This is a genomic window from Stenotrophomonas sp. STK16_22 (assembly GCF_051984505.1).
Taxonomy (GTDB): domain Bacteria; phylum Pseudomonadota; class Gammaproteobacteria; order Xanthomonadales; family Xanthomonadaceae; genus Stenotrophomonas; species Stenotrophomonas maltophilia_A.
The window spans coordinates 2,742,310-2,757,028 of sequence record NZ_CP196972.1; the positions used below are offsets into that span (position 1 = coordinate 2,742,310).

13 protein-coding genes and 7 tRNA genes are annotated in these 14,719 nt (G+C 64.2%); 10 read left to right on the plus strand and 10 right to left on the minus strand.

Annotated features, from left to right (window positions below):
* Positions 1–22 precede the first annotated feature (22 nt).
* From ACSYAO_RS12605 to ACSYAO_RS12630, 6 genes are all read right to left on the minus strand, one after another.
* Positions 23–2,311, minus strand: coding sequence for an Orn/Lys/Arg decarboxylase N-terminal domain-containing protein (locus ACSYAO_RS12605; RefSeq protein WP_149908564.1), 2,289 nt, complete (start codon positions 2,309–2,311; stop codon positions 23–25).
* A 20-nt stretch (positions 2,312–2,331) separates the two neighbouring features.
* Positions 2,332–3,684: an arginine/agmatine antiporter gene (adiC, locus tag ACSYAO_RS12610; RefSeq protein WP_006461445.1), complete on the minus strand. Its 1,353-nt coding sequence runs from the start codon at positions 3,682–3,684 to the stop codon at positions 2,332–2,334.
* Positions 3,685–3,760: 76 nt separating this feature from the next.
* Positions 3,761–5,194, minus strand: a complete 1,434-nt coding sequence (locus ACSYAO_RS12615) for a DcaP family trimeric outer membrane transporter (RefSeq protein ID WP_049461603.1) — start codon at positions 5,192–5,194, stop codon at positions 3,761–3,763.
* A 517-nt stretch (positions 5,195–5,711) separates the two neighbouring features.
* Positions 5,712–6,554 (minus strand): thiol:disulfide interchange protein DsbG, encoded by an 843-nt coding sequence (gene dsbG, locus ACSYAO_RS12620; RefSeq protein WP_049422839.1) that lies wholly within the window; start codon positions 6,552–6,554, stop codon positions 5,712–5,714.
* Between the two features lie 30 nt (positions 6,555–6,584).
* Entirely contained in the window at positions 6,585–7,388 is an 804-nt protein-coding gene (locus ACSYAO_RS12625) for a TlpA disulfide reductase family protein (protein WP_049461604.1), read from the minus strand.
* A gap of 80 nt (positions 7,389–7,468) precedes the next feature.
* Positions 7,469–8,536, minus strand: coding sequence for a GlxA family transcriptional regulator (locus ACSYAO_RS12630; RefSeq protein ID WP_032129381.1), 1,068 nt, complete (start codon positions 8,534–8,536; stop codon positions 7,469–7,471).
* 186 nt (positions 8,537–8,722) lie between these two features.
* Between ACSYAO_RS12630 and ACSYAO_RS12635 the strand changes: the two genes are divergently transcribed.
* The 7 genes from ACSYAO_RS12635 (at position 8,723) to ACSYAO_RS12665 (ending at position 10,061) form a co-directional block, all read left to right on the plus strand.
* The gene (locus tag ACSYAO_RS12635) at positions 8,723–9,136 is read left to right on the plus strand and encodes a heavy metal-responsive transcriptional regulator (protein ID WP_049461605.1); all 414 of its coding nucleotides are present in this window, start codon (positions 8,723–8,725) and stop codon (positions 9,134–9,136) included.
* Positions 9,137–9,225: 89 nt separating this feature from the next.
* Positions 9,226–9,301: transfer RNA gene (locus ACSYAO_RS12640), tRNA-Ala, on the plus strand.
* Between the two features lie 54 nt (positions 9,302–9,355).
* Positions 9,356–9,431 (plus strand) — tRNA-Glu (locus ACSYAO_RS12645).
* Between the two features lie 184 nt (positions 9,432–9,615).
* Positions 9,616–9,691 (plus strand) — tRNA-Ala (locus ACSYAO_RS12650).
* Between the two features lie 49 nt (positions 9,692–9,740).
* Positions 9,741–9,816: transfer RNA gene (locus ACSYAO_RS12655), tRNA-Glu, on the plus strand.
* A gap of 46 nt (positions 9,817–9,862) precedes the next feature.
* Positions 9,863–9,938 (plus strand) — tRNA-Ala (locus ACSYAO_RS12660).
* A 47-nt stretch (positions 9,939–9,985) separates the two neighbouring features.
* Positions 9,986–10,061 (plus strand) — tRNA-Glu (locus ACSYAO_RS12665).
* A 165-nt stretch (positions 10,062–10,226) separates the two neighbouring features.
* Here the strand turns inward: ACSYAO_RS12665 and ACSYAO_RS12670 are convergent.
* A complete protein-coding gene (locus ACSYAO_RS12670; protein WP_010484960.1) occupies positions 10,227–10,643 on the minus strand; it encodes a GNAT family N-acetyltransferase in 417 nt (138 codons plus the stop codon).
* A 77-nt stretch (positions 10,644–10,720) separates the two neighbouring features.
* On the opposite strand from ACSYAO_RS12670, the gene ACSYAO_RS12675 reads away from it, so the two are divergent.
* Entirely contained in the window at positions 10,721–11,677 is a 957-nt protein-coding gene (locus ACSYAO_RS12675) for an SOS response-associated peptidase family protein (RefSeq protein ID WP_440565609.1), read from the plus strand.
* A 45-nt stretch (positions 11,678–11,722) separates the two neighbouring features.
* On the opposite strand, the gene ACSYAO_RS12680 is transcribed toward ACSYAO_RS12675, so the two are convergent.
* Both ACSYAO_RS12680 and ACSYAO_RS12685 read right to left on the minus strand, forming a co-directional pair.
* Positions 11,723–11,920 carry a hypothetical protein gene (locus ACSYAO_RS12680; RefSeq protein ID WP_010484956.1) on the minus strand — a complete coding sequence of 66 codons (198 nt, stop codon included), beginning with the start codon at positions 11,918–11,920 and terminating at the stop codon, positions 11,723–11,725.
* A gap of 69 nt (positions 11,921–11,989) precedes the next feature.
* Entirely contained in the window at positions 11,990–12,370 is a 381-nt protein-coding gene (locus ACSYAO_RS12685; protein ID WP_032129385.1) for a response regulator, read from the minus strand.
* Between the two features lie 132 nt (positions 12,371–12,502).
* On the opposite strand from ACSYAO_RS12685, the gene ACSYAO_RS12690 reads away from it, so the two are divergent.
* A tRNA-Leu gene (locus ACSYAO_RS12690) sits at positions 12,503–12,588 on the plus strand.
* A gap of 91 nt (positions 12,589–12,679) precedes the next feature.
* On the opposite strand, the gene ACSYAO_RS12695 is transcribed toward ACSYAO_RS12690, so the two are convergent.
* Positions 12,680–13,183, minus strand: a complete 504-nt coding sequence (locus tag ACSYAO_RS12695) for a hypothetical protein (protein WP_440565611.1) — start codon at positions 13,181–13,183, stop codon at positions 12,680–12,682.
* Positions 13,184–13,645: 462 nt separating this feature from the next.
* Here ACSYAO_RS12695 and ACSYAO_RS12700 point away from each other — a divergent pair, with 462 nt between their 5' ends.
* The gene (locus ACSYAO_RS12700; RefSeq protein ID WP_440565613.1) at positions 13,646–14,650 is read left to right on the plus strand and encodes a P63C domain-containing protein; all 1,005 of its coding nucleotides are present in this window, start codon (positions 13,646–13,648) and stop codon (positions 14,648–14,650) included.
* The last annotated feature ends 69 nt before the right edge of the window (positions 14,651–14,719 follow it).

The window sequence follows — 14,719 nt, forward strand, 5'->3', positions numbered from 1 at the left end:
CCGAGGGGCCGACCGTTGCCGGTCAGGCCTTCAGCACCTCCACCTTGTACGAAACCGCATCACCCTCCTGCTCGATGATGAGCCCGTGCACGTCCGACTCGAAGCCCGGGAAACGGGCGTTCTGCTCCCGGGCGATGCGCAGCGACTGGATGATCGGCTCGTCGCTGTCACCAAAACGCTCACCCGGCATGATGGTCGGGATGCCCGGCGGGTACGGCACCAGCATGGTCGCCGCAATGCGGCCACTGATCTGCTCGATGTCGACCCGTTCGATCTCGCCCTTCACAAGGTGGTTGTAGGCATCGGCCGGGGTCATCACCGGCGTCGGCAGATCCACGTACATCTCGCGCATCACCTTGGCCACGGCGAATTCCTGGTTGAACGCGTGCAGCGCGTCGCACAGGTCACGCAGGCCCCAGCCGGCGTAGGCATTCGGATAGTCGGCAGCCAGCGTCGGCAGTGCCTGGCTCAGCGGTGCGTTGCGGTCGTAGAGTTCCTTGAACGCCATCAGCTCGGTGACCAGGGTGCTCCACTTGCCCTTGGTGATGCCCATCGAGAACAGGAACAGCACCGAGTACAGGTTGGTCTTCTCCACGGTGATGCCGCGGCCCCACAGGAACTTGCTCAGCACCGCCGCCGGAATGCCCAGCTTGCCCATGCTGCCGTCCATCGCCAGGCCCGGGGTCAGCAGGGTCACCTTGATCGGGTCGATCAGAACATAGTCATCCACCAGGTTCTCGAAGCCGTGCCAGTGCGCATCCGGCTGCAGGTACCACTCCTCGCGCTTGGCCACCATCGGTGCCGGCGTATCGCCCTTGTCCAGGCTGCGCTCGACCTGGGTCGGCTGCCACACGCTGAACCACCAGTCGTCGCGGCCGAGATCATCGCGGACATGCAGCATCGCGCGGCGGAAGGCGATGGCTTCATCGTGCATTTCCTGTACCAGCGAACGGCCGGCATCGCCTTCCATCATCTTCGAGGCCACGTCACAGGCCGCGATCACTCCGTAATGCGGGCTGGTCGAGGTGTGCATCATGAACGACTCGTTGAAGCGCTCGGCATCCAGGTCGCGCTGCGCCGAGTTGCGCACGTGGATCATCGAGGCCTGCGAGAACGCGGCCAGCAGCTTGTGCGTGGAATGCGTGGTGAAGATGATCGCATCCTGCTCGCGCGGCTTGCCCTTGGCCATGCCGTAGTGGTTCTCGTAGAACGGATGGAACGCAGCGTAGGCGTACCAGGCTTCGTCGAAATGCAGGAAGTCCACCGCGCTGCCGATCTCGTCGGCGATCTTCTCGGCGTTGTAGCACAGGCCATCGTAGGTGGAGTTGGTGACCACCGCGATGCGCGGCTTGGAGCCGGCCTTGTAGGCCTTGCTGGCCAGCGGGTTGGCGGCGATACGCTGCTGCAGCGACTCGGGCGTGAACTGGTCCAGGCTGATCGGGCCGATGATGCCATGCGCGTTGCGGCTGGGAGTGAAATACACCGGCACCGCGCCGGTCATGATCAGCGCGTGCAGCAGCGATTTGTGGCAGTTGCGATCGACGAACACCACATCGCCACGGGCCACCGTGCCATGCCAGACGATCTTGTTGGCGGTGGAGGTTCCATTGGTGACGAAGAAGGTATGGTCGGCACCGAAGTTGCGTGCGGCCTCGTTCTCGGCGTCCTTGATCGGGCCGGTGTGATCGAGCAGCGAACCCAGTTCCGGCACCGAGATCGACAGATCGCTGCGCAGGGTGTTCTCGCCGTAGAACTGATGGAATGCACGACCGACCGGCGACTTGGTGAACGCCACGCCGCCGGCATGGCCTGGCGTGTGCCAGGAGTAGTTCGACTCGGCCGCATGGTGGATCAATGCCTTGAAGAACGGCGGCAGCAGGTTCTTCATGTAGTCTTCGGCCGCGCGCATCACCTGCCGCGAGATGAAGCTCTTGGTATCTTCGAACAGGAAGATGAAACCGTGGATGTACTTGAGCAGCTTGCTCGGCACCTTCTCGATGGTGCGGCGCTCGCCGTACAGGAACACCGGCAGATTGGCGCGGCGTGCGCTCTGCTCGCGCAGGAAGGCGGTCAGGCGCTGGAACTCGCCATCCACCTCTTCACTGCCGTCGATCGAGATCAGCACCGCCGAGGCCGCCACGTAGGTGCGGGCACCGGCGCGGGCATCATCCAGGTTCAGGCCGCACAGCACGCGCTGGTCGTTGCTGCGCAGCTCTTCCACCAGGGCGCGGATCAGGATGCCACCGATGCGCGGCGACTCGTAGTCGTTGTCGATGACAATGACCGGGTAATCCAGGGACTTGAAGTACACGTTGATTCTCCTTGACTAACTCAGGAACGCTGGGCGCCGGCGCTGATGGCCGATGCCTCGCGGGCGCGCTGCCGCTGCTGGCGGCGCTCCTCGCTGAAGAAGGGATAGAACACGGTGATGAACAGCACGAACAGGAAGGCGTACTGCACGATGGTTCCCGACGAGCCGTAGATCGCCCACAGGCAGTACACGACGGTCAGGCTGGTCAGTGTCCAGAACGCACCGGTGTGAACCAGGGTGTGCGAACGCTCGACCACGAAGTAGCAGGCCACGCACGAGTAGATGTAGGGCAGCAGGGTCAGCACCACCGCCGCCGATGTGATCACGTCGAACTGGGCCGACGCGGTTTCCGAGGTGGAGGTGACCAGCACCGCCAGGGTCATCAGCACCGCCACGATCAGCACGCCCTTGACCGGCACGTCGTCCTTGTTGGTCTTGCTGAAGATGCTCGGGAACAGGCCATCATCGGAGGCCGCCTTGGCACTCTGTGCGGTCAGCAGGATCCAGCCGCCCAGCGAACCGGCAGCGCCGATGAAGGCACACAGGCTCACCAGCGCGCCACCCCAGCCACCGACGGCCTTGGCGGCAGCCAGTGCGAACGGCGCATCGGAGGTCTGCAGCTCGCCATTGGGCACCATGCCCATGATCACCGAGGAACTGGCGATGTAGGCGATCGCGGCCAGGAACACACCCGCCAGGGTGGCGCGGGCCACGTTCTTTTCCGGATTCTCCACCACGCCGGCAGTCACCGAAGCGGATTCGACGCCGATGAAGGCCCACAGGGTCAGTGCCGCGGCACTGGAGATCGCGCCGAAGTTGGATTCACCGGACACGTTGTAGGCGCCCTTGAAGATGTCGGCATCGAAGAAGAACCAGCCGAAGATGGCAATACCCAGGATCGGCACCAGCGCGAAGCTGGTGGTGACCGTCTGCACGCGGCTGACGAAGGCCGGGCCGATCATGTTGGCGAAGCTCAGCGCCCACACCAGCACAAGCACCGCGATGCAGCGCACCAGCGGCTCGGACAGGATCGGGAAGAAGTAGCTGAAGTAGCCCACCGCCGCGATAGGAATGGCGACGTTGCCGATCCAGTTGGCGAACCAGTAGATGGTATTGGTCTGGAAGCCCATGTAGGGCCCGAACCAGTCACGCGCATAGGCATAGGGACCGCCGGCCTTCGGTGCCAGCTTGCCCAGCTTGGCGAACACGAAGGCCAGCAGCAGCGCACCGGCGGTGGTGATCAGCCAGCCCCAGATCGAGGCGGTGCCGATCTTGGCCAGACTGGACGGCAACAGGAACACGCCTGAGCCCATCATGTTGCCGGCGACGAGGAAGGTGGCTCCGACCACCCCGATTTTCTTTGCTTCTGCCATGACAATCTCCTGTACTGGCATGAGCCCGGTACAACCGGGCGTGGGGACGGTTACGCTGGCGTACGACCGCTGGCGCCTATTTGATGAAGTTGTATTGCAGACTGCCCTGCACCCGGACCGTGTCGCCGCGCGCGCCGCTCTGCTGTTCCAGGCGGCCGTACAGCAGCTCCATGCCCATCGTCCACGACGGTGCCGGGCTCCAGATCAGGTTGAACACGCCGTAGCGGCTCTGACGGAATGCGTCGGCTGCCAATGCAGCATTCCGCTCCAGGGTCAGCTGGCCGAAGATCAGGTTCGAACGCCACAGCTCGGACCAGTAGTGGGTGTAGCCAACGAACCCACCGTGCAGGTCCAGCGCATCAAGGCGGCCATCGGCACCGACCACCGCGTCCAGCCCGGAGCCGGTCAGGTCGGCGGTGTAACGGCTGAGGCCGCGCCCGCCGAGGGCACCGAACAGCAGCAGGTCGCGCTCGCCCACCGAGGCCGAACCGCTGAGTTGCAGGCCACCGGCCATACGCCGGTCGCGCTCGCCATCGCCGTCATAGGCCAGGCTGCGTGCCACCGCACCCAGCTGCAGGTGGCCCCAGTCGCGCTCCATGCGCGCGGTCACCGTCACGTCGGGCAGGCGGTTCACTGCCGCTCGCTCATCGCTGGCGCCGGCCAGTTCGGTCTTCGGATCTTCGGCGGCGACGGTCAGGGTGTTGCCCTTGCCCATCGCAAAGCTGTGGTGGATGCCTGCCACCAGCAGGTAGCCGGCACCGCCGGGACCTGCGAAATCCAATGTGTCGGGCAGGCTGTCCGGATCCATGAAACTGGAATAGCCATAGCCGGCGTAGGTATTGCCGAGCTGGCCATAGGCATGGCGCAGCCGGAATTCGTAGCCGTCACTACTGCCGAAGAAGTCGTTCTCCAGATAGAAGCGCAGGTTGCCGTGCGTGGTCGGACGCCGCGCCTCGAAACTGAAGCGGGTCTGCTTGGCATGGATGTTGAAGTTCGAGACATCACGATGACTGCCACCGACCGGCATCGACGAGGGAATGAACTGATCCTCATCCCCCGCTGCACGCGAATCGGCGATGGCATCGAGCTTGGCGTAGCCGCCGATGCGGATCACCGTGTCAGTACCCGGAATGGCGAAGAAGCCCTTCAGGTCCGGATCGGTCGGGCCGGCCGCACTGTCCGGTCGCGACGCGGCGGTGGACGGATCGGCCACCGATTCGCGCTGCGGCAGCACCGGCTGTGCCACGCCCGGTACCTGGGTGGGGTGCAGCAGGTTGGCAGTACTGGCAGGCGCGACCACGGGGGCGGGTGCCTGTGCAGTAGCAGGCGCAACGGTTGCGTCGCGCTGCTCAAGGCGGTCCAACCGCTGCTGCATGCCCTCCAGTGCCTGCCGCATGACCGCAATCTCACGACGCAGCGCCTGCGCGTCCTCCTTGTCATCCACCTGTGCATACGCCGGCGTGATCGCCAGTGCTGTCACACAGGCCAGGCTCAGTACCGCCACGCGCATTGCATCCTCCCTGGACGACCCCTGTTCGCAGCACGCAGACGGGACGCACGCATGCGCCACTCCGGCCTCGTGCTGCCGTTGCTGGAAATGCGGATACTGCGTCGACGACACCGGCCAGCCTGCGCATGGCAGGCAACAGGACGATGACACTGTCCTGCCCGCACCGATGTCGACGCCATCAAGGCCGCGCTGCCAGAGAGGTGGCGACCGCAGCGGTCTGGGTAACAAGCACAGAGTGAGAGTGTCGTGAATGGCTGTGCCAGCCGACCCTGATCAGGGCGTGGCGAGCGCGGCATCCATCGCGCATTGACGCTGTATTCCATGCGTCACAGGCTAATCCGCCTGTCGTTTTTGGCCTTGATTGGAATCAAGGCGGGATGCTTGATGTCAGTCACGATTCAGACGTGACGATGAACCACTGTTGCGCGGGCCCGCAACCGCAATGCCCGCCATGGAATGCGACAGGCCCGCATGCTGCCATGCGGGCCTGCGCAGTGTTTCATGGGGCTGGCGCCACTCAGCGCGGGCCAAGCACCGTCTGCAGATCGGCACCCTGCGGCAGACCCGCACGACGCTGCACCTGGCCCTGTGCGTCCTGGAACAGGATGCCCGGTGTGCCCTGGAAGCCCATCTCGATCATCAGCACCTGATTGGCGTCGAGCTTGCCAGCGATCTCGCGGCTGATGTTCGGCAGCGCCTTGATGCCACCGCGATCAAAATCGTGCTCGTTCTGCAGCAGCGCTGCGCTCGGGTCACGCGCGGCAAGGATCGCCGCGGCCTTGGCCGGGCTGTCCTCGCGGATCACGCCGACCATGATGTGACGCAGCTGCACCTTGCCGGCATCGACCCACGGCCGTGCCGCTTCCCAGAACTTGTGGCAGTACGGGCAGTTGGCATCGCTGAAGGTGTAGACCACGCGCGGCGCATCGGCCTTGCCATCACGCACCCAGGCGCTGGCTTCCAGCTTGGTCCACATCTTGGCCGACATCGGCGAAGCCACCAGCTTTTCAACGGCCTCAGCGGCTACATCGTTGCCCTCCGCATCGAACAGGCTGCCGACCAGTACGTGCTTGCCATCAGCGGTGACATAGGCCGCTGCCGGCTGCTGGCCGCCGACCACGCCAGCGAAGCCCCGCAGGCCACCGGGGGCATCGAATTCTGCGACGACCTCGAAACCATGCTTCTCGATGCCCTTCAGCACCGCAGGACGATCGCCCTTGTTGGCCGTGGCTGTGGCGCTCGCTGCCGGTGCCGCGGCGGTCTTGCCCGGTGGCGTCTGTGCCTGGCTGCAGGCGGCCAATGCCAGCAGGACCGGCAGCAACAGCACCGCAGGGGCGGTGCGCAGGGAAGTCGACAACATGGGAACTCCGTAGTGAGATGCCCGCGCAGGCTACCGCAGCCGGCGCAGTTTGTGTTCAAGACCGGCTGCCGTCAGTTCGCCCAGGTGCAGTTCACGCAGGCGCCCTTCGGCGTCGAAGAACAGGGTCGAGGGATAGGCCTGCACGCCCAGTACCGTGGATGCCGCAGCGTCATCGTCCAGCAATACGTTGCCCAGCAGGAGCCGTTCGCGCGCAACGAAACCCTGGACCTCCTCAAGGGTTTCACCCTGGTTGAGGAACACGAACTGCACGTCCGCATGCGCCTGCTGCGCCGCAGCCAGGACCGGCATCTCGCGCCGGCAGGGCCCGCACCAGGTCGCCCAGAGATTCAGCACCAGCGGTTTTCCCCGGAACTGCTGCAGATCAACCCTGCCCCCCTGCAGATCAGCAACCTGCAGTACCGGCAAGGGCATCTGCCGCTCCTGCCATGCGGACAGCAGCTGACTGCCGCCCGCCCATAGCAGCACACCCGCCAACGCTGCGCCCAGCACCGGGGCGCGCAACGCCCGCCATGGGCGCACCCGCCACAGCCCCCATGCCGATCCCGCAACCAGGACAACCACCAGGTGGTAGCCACCATCGGCAATCTGCAGAATGCTCCACGGCGCCTCGCGATACAGCGCGAAGTTCAAGGCCACGAAGCTGATGCGACCACACAGCAGGCCCACCAGCAGCATGTCCAGAACCATGCTGGGTGCAGAAGGCAGCGGCACGCCGTCCTTCCTGCGTGGCCATAGACGTGCCACGGCCATGGCAATCACTACGCACACGAGAATCAACACCACCGGCATCGGCACCGGCCCAACGCTCGACATCAGACCACCTGTTCAATCGTCCACTGACTGCATGGTCGAAGTGTCGCGCTCCGGTTGCAAGCGCGACGATGCCGCCGACATCAGGCCGCGCTGCGCCCCAGTTGCATCACCGACGGCGATTGCAGCCCGCGCAGGCTGCCTGCCACCGACGGCATCAAGGGCCGCTCGCGACGCTTGCTGCTGACGTGACGCCGATAGTTGGCCGGCGTCATGCCAACGATGCGCAGGAACAGCCGGCGGAAAGCACTCTGATCAGCGTAGCCGACACCCCACGCCACCTCATCGATACCCGCCCCCTGCTGCAGCAGGGTCTGCGCCTTGGCGATGCGCAGCCGTTGGCAGTATTCGATCGGCCGCAGGCCGGTGGCCTTGAGGAACCGCCGCTGCAGTGTGCGCGGCTCCAGCCCGGAGACCTCGCAGATCGCGGCAAGGGTGGCGCCGCGTGCCGCCGTGGTGTGCAGCCAGCGCTGTGCCTTCAGCACATCACGATCGCCATGTGCGAAGTTGGCGCTGAAGCGCTCCAGGTCCTGCTGGATCGTGGCGGGCACGGTGATGCCCAGTTGCTGTGCGACCGCACTGGCCACGCCCTGCCCGTGCAGCCGGTACAACAATCGCAGGCCAAGGAAGCGCCAGGCCTGGGCCCCACCGACCGTCAGCAGGTCACCGTCATCCACCAGCGCCCGCTCGCTCGGCACCCAGCTCGCGGCCTGCGCCTGCAGGCCTGGATGGCGCCCGAGATCGGGGCCACTGACCGTACGCCCGGCCAGCAACCCGGCACGTGCCAGCACGCTGACGCCATCACTGGCGGCGGCCAGCAGACTGCCGCCATCATAGTGCGCACGCAGCCAGTCCAGCAGGACCTCGTCCGCGCGCAGGCACGCGCCGGCACTGATCTGGCCGGGAACCGCGATCACAGCCGGGATGGCCGCATCGAGCATTTCCGCACCCGCAATACGATGCACCCCGGTCTGGCTGGCCGGCACGATCCAGCGGGTGACCAGCACCCGCTTGAACGGCCGACGCTGCTGCTGGGCAAGGCGATTGGCAACGTGCGCCATTTCGGCCAGTACGGAGGCGGCAGACGGATCACCTCCCGGGTATTCAACCACCGCGATCTCGACGAATCCTTCGTTCCTGAATCCTTCCACAGACCACCTCCTCGGTTCGTTGCAGGCCATCGAACGGCCGGTTCAGGCGAAGGGTAGGAACTGGTCCATCGGCGGGGCTATGAAGAAAGTTGCAAAGTGCGCTGAATGCGCGCACCCGGGCCAAGCCTTGACTCTCGACCAGACTCCAGGCTTCACAATGGTCGGCAGCCCCTGCAGGAATCCGCCATGAACATTGGACAACTGGCCCGCCAGGCGGGCGTACCGATCGATACGGTGCGCTACTACGAACGACAGCAGCTGCTGCCGACCGCGGCCCGCTCGGCGGGTGGCTACCGCATCTTCGGCGAGCAGGACCTGCGCCGGCTGCGATTCATCCGCCGCGCCAAGGCGCTGGGCTTCAGCCTTGAAGAGATCGGCGAGCTGCTCGCATTGAGCGATCGCCATTCGCAGGACATGGGCAGCGTGCGCGACACCGCGCAGGCGCGCCTGCAGGACATCGCACAGCGGATGGCGGAGCTGCAACGCATGCACACTGCACTTTCGCTGCTGGTCGACGCCTGCCCAGGTCACGGCGCGCTGGACCAGTGCCCGATCCTGGCGGCACTGACCGACGACACTGCACAGGCGAAAGGCGACTGACATCGGCTTCGCAACGCACGTGAAGAAAAGTGCAACAAATGCTTGCCAACCCCCTGGGGCAAGGCTATTATTTCGCTCCTCAGCGACGTGGGGCCATAGCTCAGCTGGGAGAGCGCCTGCATGGCATGCAGGAGGTCAGCGGTTCGATCCCGCTTGGCTCCACCAATCTTTCGGCATTAGGCCGTCGAAAGGTCGCTAAAGAACATTGATGAGAATTGCGTCCCCATCGTCTAGAGGCCTAGGACATCACCCTTTCACGGTGGCGACCGGGGTTCGAATCCCCGTGGGGACGCCACTCATCACGAACAACGAGGACCCGGCCGATAACCGGGTCTTTTTTGTTCACCGCCTACCGGCATTCAGGTTGTGGCGTTGCGGTTCCCCTGCCCTCGTGGCCGCGGTTGAACCGGAACGAAAAAAGCTCAAAAAAAGCTTCCACAAACGTGAACACGCAGGTATGATAGGCGGCTCGGTAACACGGGGCCATAGCTCAGCTGGGAGAGCGCCTGCATGGCATGCAGGAGGTCAGCGGTTCGATCCCGCTTGGCTCCACCACTTTCGACATTAGGCCGTCGAAAGTTCTACAACTTGAAGTTTTTCGTGCGTCCCCATCGTCTAGAGGCCTAGGACATCACCCTTTCACGGTGGCGACCGGGGTTCGAATCCCCGTGGGGACGCCAGTTTCAAAACGGACTCTGCTCCCGGCAGATCATCCGGAGTTTCATTGGGGCCATAGCTCAGCTGGGAGAGCGCCTGCATGGCATGCAGGAGGTCAGCGGTTCGATCCCGCTTGGCTCCACCACTTCGACATTAGGCCGTCGAAGGATCTACAACTTGAAGTTTTCGTGCGTCCCCATCGTCTAGAGGCCTAGGACATCACCCTTTCACGGTGGCGACCGGGGTTCGAATCCCCGTGGGGACGCCAATTCTTTAAAACCCCGGCTTCGGCCGGGGTTTTTCTTTGCCTGTGATTCCTGGGAAGGCCCTATCCACGCATGGCGCGGATCTACTGCAGGGCCGGGATGGATCCGGCGGCCGGTTGGCCCAGTAGATCCACGCCATGCGTGGATGGCTTCAACTCGGCCACACCTCAGAACCGGCGATACATCCCGATCGATGCAGGTGCGGTGGGTGCGAAACCAAACTGCGCGTACAACCGGTGCGCTTCACCATCCGCCAGAAGGCTGACGTATGCCGACGGCGGCAGGTTCGCCTGCATCCAGCCCTCCAGGCGACGCATCACTTCCTTGCCCAGGCCCTGACCCTGCAGGCGCGGCAACACAGCGATATCGCAGACCTGCAGGTGGCAGCCCCCATCGCCGACGATGCGCCCCATCGCCACCAGCTCGTTACCCTGGTAGGCACACACTCCATACAGGGTATTGGGCAGCGCGCGTGCCGCCGCCTCCTGGCTCTTGGCACTGAGGCCCGCCAGCACACGCAGCTGGCAATAGTCTTCGACCGTGGGCACGGCGTCGCGGAACTGGCAGGCGACGGAATCATTCATGCGCTATCTCCCTGTAGGTCGGGCTATCCTGCCTCATCCATGTCGCAGCTGCTGCGACCCACGCCCGCAGAGTTCCCATGTGCTATTCCGCCCTCATCCGCGCCGACTACGCCAAGCTGGTGCGCGAGTTCGGCGCCATCCTGTCGTTGGAAGAATTCGCGGAGCTGTACGCGCACGATCCTGGCAAGAAGCGCCCCAGAACTCCCAAGGCGATGGATGACGGCTTCGCCGGCGAGCGCACCGAGCAGGGCCGCGACATCGTCGCGAAAATCCAGCAGTGGCATGCGCAGGAACGCCAGGATCTGGAAGCGGAGCTGGCCCGCCAGCGCGAGCGACGCGATATTGCCAATGCCACGCTGGCGACCCGCCCCACCCAGAAGGCACGCAACGACCTGCGCGTGGCCGGCAACCGCATCGATCGTGCGCAGGCTCGGCTGGAAGATCTGCACCGGGTGCAGCTGCTGCCGCGCGACAACCGTATTTTCCCCGGTACCTACGCACCGGTGATGGTCAGCGAGAGCGGCAAACGCGTGATCAAGCCGATGCGCTACCAGTGCCGGCTGCCGGACAAGCCTGCGCGCAACGACGTGCTATATCCGGGCACCTACAACGCGCGGCGCGACAGCCTGGAAGGCTATTGGCGCGGTGCGTTCGGGCTGCGCCACGGCGTGGTGGTGGTGCAGGCGTTCTATGAGCACGTGCCACGCCACGCCATCGCCTGCCGTACGCTGGGTGCCGATGAGAAGGATCAGGACGTGGTGCTGGAGTTCCGGCCCGATCCCCCGCGCGACCTGCTGCTGGCCTGCCTGTGGGCGGAATGGGAAGGACCGGAAGGTCGCCTCCTGTCATTTGCCACGATCACCGACACGCCTCCGCACGACGTCGCCGCTGCGGGCCATGACCGCGGCGTCGTTCCCATCCGCAAGGAACACCTCGATGCCTGGCTCAATCCCGATCCGGATGACCTGGCGCGGCAGTACCGCATCCTCGACGACCGCGAGGAGATCCGCTACGTATACGAAGAAGCGGGCTGAACACCGCGCACAGATGAAAAACCCCGCCTGGGCGGGGTTCATGGATCAGGGATTGCCGCCGCACATCGCCTCTTCGCAGAAGGCCTGTTCCTGCAGGCATTGTTCGACCTCTCCACCCCGCGCGATGCAGCTCTTGTAGAGCTGGAAACAGGGCTGGCCACACCACGCAGCAGAGGCCGTACCACCGAAGACCGCCATCGAAAGGACACCCGCAGCTACCATGCGCTTGATCCACTTCTTCATGCCACTCTCCTTGTAGGCCTGAGCATTCAGGCCCGGGCAGGATACGCCCACCGCTTCAGCACGCGCCAATCAGGCGCTGGCGCTGGCGCGGCCCACTGCGCGTACCAGCGCCTGGCTCAGATCTGCCGAGAGATAGGGCTTGACCAGCAGCACGCCGGCCAGCATCGGCTCGGGCAGCTGCTCGGCCTGCATCCCGGTGGCCAGCACGAACGGCACTCCGCGCGCCGACAGTGCCGCAGCCACCGGCTCGCTGGTCTCATTGCGGGCCAGGCGGTAATCGAGCAGGGCCACGTCCGGGGTCGACGCCTGCAGCAGGCGCAGCGCTTCAGCCACGCTCGCGGCCAGCCCCACCACCGTCGCACCGGCATGCACCAGCTGCATCTGCAGCAGTGCGGCACTCATCTCGTCGTTCTCGACCACCAGCACCCTCAGGTCCTGCAACACTGTCATCGGCTACCGCTCCTGGAGGCATTCAAGCCGACGCAGTATAGCCATGACAGGGCCGAAGCCGACAGGACGCGCCCCGATCGGCCTCCCCACTATGAAAGCCGTGCCGACCTCGGTTACACTCGCACGCTGCCTGCCGGTGTGGCGGAATGGTATACGCAGCTGACTCAAAATCAGCCGGGGGTGACCCCATGAAGGTTCGAGTCCTTTCACCGGCACCAAAGACCCTTGCGGCAGAAGGGTTTCAAAGAAAATGGCGTAATGGAGTCGTGAATCGTCCGGCTCCGCCTTTTTTCTTCATTCTCTCTCTCGCTACACACCGCGTCGCATCTGCTGCAGCCCTGCCCTCACCCACGCCTTGGTGCGGACGTCCCTCGCTCGAGGTTTCGTCTCCGCCGGCGGCTTACGCGGTTCGAGTGCTGCCTTGATCCGCTCGATCTCCTTCGCCCCAGCCTCGGCCAAGCGCCGAGCCTGTTGCCGCTGCTCGCGGGTTGGCGGCAGGCCGGGCAGCGGCGGCTCCGGCTGGATCGGGGTGCTGTCCGTCAGCCGCGCCACGGCTTGGCGCAGGGGCAGATCGGGATAGAGCCTGGCCGCACACCAGCGCTCGGCGTAGCGCTTCGCCTGCCGGACGTTGGCGGCGCGGACTTGCTTCACATGCCACATCTTCTGGCCTTCCATCCAAAGGCGCACCCCGGGGCCGCCGTCGGGCGTGACGCTGGCCGTCTCGCGGCCGTTGTACCAAAGCGCCCAGCGCTCACCCGTCTGGACCCAGCCAGAGGGAATCGGAGCGGTGCGGAAGCCGTGGGAGGAATGCATGGCCGGAAGGATACGACCGGCCGTCGCAGATCCTGCGAACGTGGCAGCGACCTGCCTGAACGGTTCGAGGAAGGAGTTGTTAAGCACTGCATCGGCGATTTGACGAAATCGTCAATTTGCCCGAATCGGAGAGTCGAGCCTGACTCGACTCTGTGCCGGCGCGGCGCTGCTCACGCGCCCCCGGGTTGAGCTGCCTGCGGCCCCGGATCCGGCACAGTCAGAATGCCAGCGCCGGCGTCTGGGCACTATCGGGCAACCACCCACTGACGTTCGGGGTTCTCCCTACGCAGCCAGCTGGTGCTCGTAGAAAGGGTGCCGCCTGTCGCGAATATCCTGCGGACGCGCGGGCCATCTGCCTGAATCATTCGGCCTTCAATCCAAGGCCAGCCCCTCTTAGCATGCATGTTGCGCTCAGATGCTTGCTGATGCATATTGCAAGCATCAAACAAAGGAGTGCTTGCTATGAATGAAGAATCTGCCGAAAGCCCTCAATCTGCGGGTGGCAAGGCCAGGGCTACTGCTCTTTCTGAAAGCAAGCGCTCTGAAATTGCCAAGAAAGCGGCAGAAGCGCGATGGGGAGGAGCTAAGAAAGCGACCCATGAGGGGACCTTGACCATCGCTGGCGTTCCTATCCCTTGCTACGTGCTTGAGGATGGCAACCGTTACATCAGCACGCGAGGGATCATGAAGGCCCTCAAGCGCCCATGGAGAGGCCGTAAATACACCGGGACCGAATTGCCGGTATTTATCGAGGCCGGCAACCTCCACCCCTTTATAAACAACGACTTGAAGGAAATTCTGACCGGGACCGAAGTGCGTAGCACGAAGGGGGTCGTCTCAGAAGCTTTCCGGGCCGAGGCACTCCCGGCTGTGTGCGACATCTACCTGCGCGCTCGCGAGGCCAAGGCGCTTACCGCTACGCAGCTCGTCGTCGCTCAGCAGGCAGAGGTCCTTGTCCGCGCACTTTCGCAGCTAGGCATCATCGCCCTGGTTGACGAAGCCACGGGCTACCAGGAAGTCAGGCCGCGCGACGCACTGCAGCAATACTTGGATGCAGTTCTTCGAAAGGAACTTGCCGCCTGGAGCAAGCGTTTTCCGGACGAGTTCTACGAAAACATCTACAAGCTAAAGGGCTGGACTTGGCCCGGCATGAAGAAGAACCGCTTCAGTGTCGTTGCGCACTACACTCGCGACTTGGTCTATGACCGACTCGGGACTGGTGTTCTTAAGGAGCTGGAAATGCGCTCACCTAAGAACGAGAGTGGCGTACGGCCCAATAAACTGCATCAGTGGCTATCGGATGACGTCGGCCACCCCCTTCTTGCCCAGCATCTCCATTCGCTGATCATGTTCCAGCGCCTGGCGATCGCTAGCGGGCATGGTTGGCAGAGATACGTGAAGATGGTCGACCAGGTACTCCCCAAGAAGGGCGACACACTGGAGCTCCCGCTCAATGATCCATACTGAGCAGGTATAGGACTAAATCGATGCACGATCACTGACAATTGTGTTCGCACTTACGTTCAACCCACAGAT

Excerpts from the sequence above, each read along its gene's own strand:
- adiC (WP_006461445.1), bottom strand. The coding sequence starts at position 3,684 with ATGGCAGAAGCAAAGAAAATCGGGGTGGTCGGAGCCACCTTCCTCGTC.
- ACSYAO_RS12615 (WP_049461603.1), bottom strand. The coding sequence starts at position 5,194 with ATGCGCGTGGCGGTACTGAGCCTGGCCTGTGTGACAGCACTGGCGATC.
- dsbG (WP_049422839.1), bottom strand. The coding sequence starts at position 6,554 with ATGTTGTCGACTTCCCTGCGCACCGCCCCTGCGGTGCTGTTGCTGCCG.
- ACSYAO_RS12625 (WP_049461604.1), bottom strand. The coding sequence starts at position 7,388 with ATGTCGAGCGTTGGGCCGGTGCCGATGCCGGTGGTGTTGATTCTCGTG.
- ACSYAO_RS12635 (WP_049461605.1), top strand. The coding sequence starts at position 8,723 with ATGAACATTGGACAACTGGCCCGCCAGGCGGGCGTACCGATCGATACG.
- ACSYAO_RS12670 (WP_010484960.1), bottom strand. The coding sequence starts at position 10,643 with ATGAATGATTCCGTCGCCTGCCAGTTCCGCGACGCCGTGCCCACGGTC.
- ACSYAO_RS12675 (WP_440565609.1), top strand. The coding sequence starts at position 10,721 with ATGTGCTATTCCGCCCTCATCCGCGCCGACTACGCCAAGCTGGTGCGC.
- ACSYAO_RS12680 (WP_010484956.1), bottom strand. The coding sequence starts at position 11,920 with ATGAAGAAGTGGATCAAGCGCATGGTAGCTGCGGGTGTCCTTTCGATG.
- ACSYAO_RS12685 (WP_032129385.1), bottom strand. The coding sequence starts at position 12,370 with ATGACAGTGTTGCAGGACCTGAGGGTGCTGGTGGTCGAGAACGACGAG.
- ACSYAO_RS12695 (WP_440565611.1), bottom strand. The coding sequence starts at position 13,183 with ATGCATTCCTCCCACGGCTTCCGCACCGCTCCGATTCCCTCTGGCTGG.
- ACSYAO_RS12700 (WP_440565613.1), top strand. The coding sequence starts at position 13,646 with ATGAATGAAGAATCTGCCGAAAGCCCTCAATCTGCGGGTGGCAAGGCC.